Source organism: Nonlabens sp. (assembly GCF_047636915.1).
Lineage (GTDB): Bacteria > Bacteroidota > Bacteroidia > Flavobacteriales > Flavobacteriaceae > Nonlabens.
In genome coordinates this window covers 1-4,573 of sequence record NZ_JBLIGN010000137.1, presented here as the reverse complement: position 1 = coordinate 4,573, position 4,573 = coordinate 1, and the positions used below count along the sequence as shown (strand labels likewise).

Sequence of the window (4,573 nt, the reverse complement as noted above, 5' to 3'; positions counted from 1 at the left end):
ATGGATCGTTTGCATGATCTTGAGCCGTTGCTGTAGCGAACGCAGTAAAAATCAAAACAAAAAATACGCTCTTAAAATAAGTTTTAAACATGTAATGCACCTTAAAAGTTCGGTTTCTTAATTCGCGTGCAAATGTACGATAAAAAAGAAACTAAAAAACAGCGTTTTTATCGTTAATTTTTTACAAGATTTACTGATCTTCAAAAGACTCTAAAGGATTATCGTTGAGCCATTTGATCACCATAAAAGCTTCTACTGCTAAAAAGATAAAATAGGGCAATAGAAAAGAAAGTATTTGTCCCTTACTCAAAGAAGGTTCCTCACTCAATAATTGAGGGAATAAAACCAATGCCGCACCAAATTTCACAAAGACTGTTACTAAAAAAACGTAACCCAATTGATCCGGTACTAATTGATATAAATAATACATTCCAAAAACAGATCCCAATGTAGCTATTCCAAGAAAGCTATAGAGATTGTACAAGTTAAATACTGAAAACTCTACTACATACGAGTGCATACCAAAACCTATAAAGGCCATCACAAGAATAAGTAAAAACGCTTTAAAATAGAAATTCATAAAATTAAAAGGTGTTTTAAAAAGTTAACTTAAGCAGACATATCTTTTTTACTGGTAGTTATGGATTTTAATCCAGACTCCATCTTACAGGTAGCATTAAAAACAGCCCCTGGCTCTACAGCAAGTTTTTCTGTAATAACATCGCCTGTAATAACTGCCGATGACTTTAAAGAGAGCAAACCTTGTACAATTAGTTTCCCGGAAAAAAAACCTTCTATGTCTGCATTAGCACATTCTAATGTACCATCCACTTTTCCATCTTTCCCTATAACCACCTTTCCTGGTGTTTTGAGTGTCCCGTTTATTGTTCCATCTATTCTAAAACCACCATCGCTTTCCACATCGCCTTTAATAATTGTTCCATGACTTATTCTATTTTGTGACTTCCCTGATTCCATAAAAGACTTGTTGCTATTTTTATCTTTAAACATAATTTTACTTTAAAACATTTCTTTCTCGTACTTATCTAAGTTTTTATAAACTTGAGTAATCTTATAATTTTCTGAAGCTATGGTAAAGAAAGGTTTGGATACTTTATAAACATTCTCTGGATTTGCCATAAGATCGCCTAAACCTTGAGCTCCTAATTTTGAATTTAATCCATGAACAACGACCAGTTTGTCATCTTCATTATACACATCTGTAGACACTGTAAAAGTAAAGTTCTCCTCTTTAAATGCCTCTGTAAATTTTTTCTTAAGGGCATCCCTAGCGGCAACCTCAGCATTTCTAAATCTATAAACCAGTTTAAAATCTGTGAGCCCTTCTTCTGGAAGGAAAACCTCAGAAATTTTAAATGCCTCAGCATCTGTGACTAGTTTTTGAGCACTTTTACCCACCTCTGTATTGGGAAAATTTAAAGCTACATAATCTATTCCTTTTTTATATTCTTGAAAACCATATAATCTTCCAGCAGCAAATGCTTTTAACAACTCCAGCCTTGGGACCATATCATCTCCATTAAACAAGGTTACATATTCCTCTGCGCTTTTAATAACCTTATCGTAATTTTCTTTTTCATACTCTTTATACAAACGATTATACACAGCGAGAGGACTCGCACTGTCATCTATTTTCGCCCCTGGATTTCTTAAAATTTGGGCGTACCTTGTTTCTGGATAATCTGCTATAATCCTGTTTTTTAATTGTTCTGCTTGCGCAAAAACACCACCACTACTGTCTTCTTTATATATTAAGTACAGGTTGTAAAGTGCCGGAAGTAAAAGCTTTACCTCTGGGTCATGAGTCAACAAAATCTCAAAACGATTGATAGCAAGATCATTGCGCTTGAACTTCTCCTTATATATAACCCCTAATTGATAATACGCAAAATTTCTAGACTGTGCGATGCTGTCCAGCACAGGCCTACCTTCTGGAAGTGTGCTCGTATAAAACTCCGTCTTAAATTCTGGCCGCACTTCTTCTTCCTCAACTATTTCTTCCTCAACTATTTCAGTTTCCAGCTCTTCCTTTTTATTCTTACGCCTCCAGTTATCTTTTAGATTGCGCTTTCCCCATTTTCCTCTGAAGTCCATCTTACCACGTGCAACCGTTTGTTGATTGAAAAAATAAAAGGAACTTGACGCGCCAGTAGGATTAGAGCCTATAGCAGACCCAGGAGTTCCAAAGGAAGGACCCGTATTTCCTCGCTTTGTAACACTATTATTACTGATGATTGAAAAAGCGTTTTGTTCCTGAGCAGCTTTTGAGGCTTCTACTTCTGCCTCTTCAGCAATACGTTCTTCCTCTGCTTTTAAGCTATCAATATATTCTTGATAATAGATTACTTGTTGTTCTGAAGACATAGCGAGAACTTTAAAAATGCTGTCTGCATGGCGACGTCTTCCTTCATAAAGAATTACATCATCTAGATTAGTTCTCTTTTTGGTAACCAATCGATGTTCTTTTGTACGCTCGATATAATTTACAACGGCACTGTCATAATATTTACCCGCTTTTACAAACATAGATTGATCAAAACTTATTTTTCCTAAAGCTGCATAATTATTAGCTCTCAAATATTGATCTTGGCCATTCTTTGCACGAAGGGATTTGTTATAATATTCTTTTGCTCCATCTATGCTGTCTTCCTTCTCATAATAAATCGCTTTGCGAGAATAAATAGCATCCAACCAAGGTCTATTTTCTCTATTTTCCTCTAGTTCGTTTATAGCAGCGAGAAGTTCTGATTTATTGTCTTGAGATGGATCAAAGTTCTTAATTTTTTCAACAAAAGCGTTCACATAGTAACGGCGTGGTACCTTGCGATGCATCTCAATGATTTGATCGTAATGAGCAAAAGCACTATCACGCTGACCTGTTTTTACAAAAAGCTGTGCTGTAATAAATTTATATCTGGCTTGAGTTTCCTGGTTCTCCGTCTCATTCTCTGCACGGTTCATATACACTAAAGCACTGTCTACTTGTTCTAAATTTAAAAAGGCTTGCGACAAAGTTGCATTTGCAATAGCTAAATCTTCCATCGCTATAGTTCCTGATTCTTCCTTAAGTAACTTTTTCAAGTTTTTAATTGCCGTTTCGTTGTTATTTAGTCGCATGTTGGTTCGCTCACGCCACACTTTGGCCTGATTGATTTGATCACATTCTGGCATAAATTGCAATATGTAATTGAACGCTTCTAATGCTGGAATAAAACGCTGGTCGTAATATCGTGCTTTACCGAGCAGCATATAGGACTCGTCTATTTGCATATTATATTCGATCTCATTAATTAACATCGAATGCTTTTGTACCGCTTTTACTGCTTTTTCTTCTGCTCGCTCAAAGTTAGGATCTGCTGGTTTCTCCCCTGGTAAAAAGACTTGATTCTTTGTGGTCATGCGCTCTACTGGTAGTACTTCCCAGTAGTTATCCCTATAAGTTTGTTCTAACCCATCAAGACCTGCTTGTAAGGCTAAATTACCATTATACAAAACGTTATATTCTGTACCTACCGCATGAAAATTGCGGCTTATAAAAGAATTTCTTTTCCTGCTACAGCCTGTAATAATGGCTAAAAGCAAAAATATGACACATAAATTATAGAAAAACTGTTTCAAAAAATAGGTTTTAAACTTATACCAAGGACCACTTAACATGATGCTCCAATTTATTACTGTTGGACATGACATCAATAACTCTAAATATCTTAGTGATATTGTAGAATATGGTAAAAATAAGGATTTTTTAGGTTCCGTAATATTTACTGCCTTAAGGTTGTTGATTTTATAAAATATTACTAATGATAACAGATCGTTAAACTTTTGATTTCAAAATGTGTTTGTCCTGCTTTAGACCCATTATAGCATTTTTTAATACTTAAATTATTTTGTCTTTTTATGAAATACTTATTCCCCTTTATAGCGCTTATTATAGCAACACAACATGCAAATTCACAAATAGATAACAGCCTTTTATGGGAAATTAGAGGTAATGGCTTAGAGCGACTATCTTATCTATATTAGCACGGTACATGTAAGTAACCAAATAACTTTTAGAATGGATGATGTGTTTTTTGAGTCCCTAAAAAAGTGGATGCTATTGCCCTCTAATCTGACCCTACTCCATGAATGAGTACTACCAAAAGCAAATTTTATCTGAACAGATCTGACTCTAATCGTTCTTCTTTTTATAAAGGCATTTTCAAAATGGAACATCCAGTTCCTTCTATGGTTCGATCGAGCATTAGAAGGAATGACTTGGAATTAAATGGGTGTTTATATCGCAAAAAATGGTGCGTCAGTTAATTTCCAGGAAAAAACCTGTCTGGATGTGTTTATTTTTCAAGCAGGTAAAAAAGTAGGAAAGCTCATTATATGTCTTAAAAAAATTAAAGTGTCCCAATAGTTAACTTCTAAAGCGGTTGCTAATCCTGTAAAGAGTGAAATCGGTAAATGGCTTGAAGAACGTCTTGAAATAGAAAATCGCTACACCATTCGAAAAAATGTATACAGAAATCGAAATATTTCCTTACTAGATTCCATTGGGAAAGCT

The 4,573-nt window shown here is 34.9% G+C and carries 4 protein-coding genes; 1 reads left to right on the top strand and 3 read right to left on the bottom strand.

Features of this window, described 5'->3' with window-relative positions; translation table 11 throughout:
• Positions 1–190 precede the first annotated feature (190 nt).
• From ACJAT0_RS12730 to ACJAT0_RS12720, 3 genes are read right to left on the bottom strand one after another with little or no spacing between them, the layout of a single operon-like run.
• Positions 191–580, bottom strand: coding sequence for a hypothetical protein (locus ACJAT0_RS12730; protein ID WP_415181955.1), 390 nt, complete (start codon positions 578–580; stop codon positions 191–193).
• Positions 581–609: 29 nt separating this feature from the next.
• Positions 610–1,011 (bottom strand): bactofilin family protein, encoded by a 402-nt coding sequence (locus ACJAT0_RS12725; RefSeq protein ID WP_415181954.1) that lies wholly within the window; start codon positions 1,009–1,011, stop codon positions 610–612.
• Between the two features lie 9 nt (positions 1,012–1,020).
• Entirely contained in the window at positions 1,021–3,639 is a 2,619-nt protein-coding gene (locus ACJAT0_RS12720; protein ID WP_415181953.1) for a tetratricopeptide repeat protein, read from the bottom strand.
• 279 nt (positions 3,640–3,918) lie between these two features.
• On the opposite strand from ACJAT0_RS12720, the gene ACJAT0_RS12715 reads away from it, so the two are divergent.
• A complete protein-coding gene (locus ACJAT0_RS12715) occupies positions 3,919–4,044 on the top strand; it encodes a hypothetical protein (RefSeq protein ID WP_415181952.1) in 126 nt (41 codons plus the stop codon).
• The last annotated feature ends 529 nt before the right edge of the window (positions 4,045–4,573 follow it).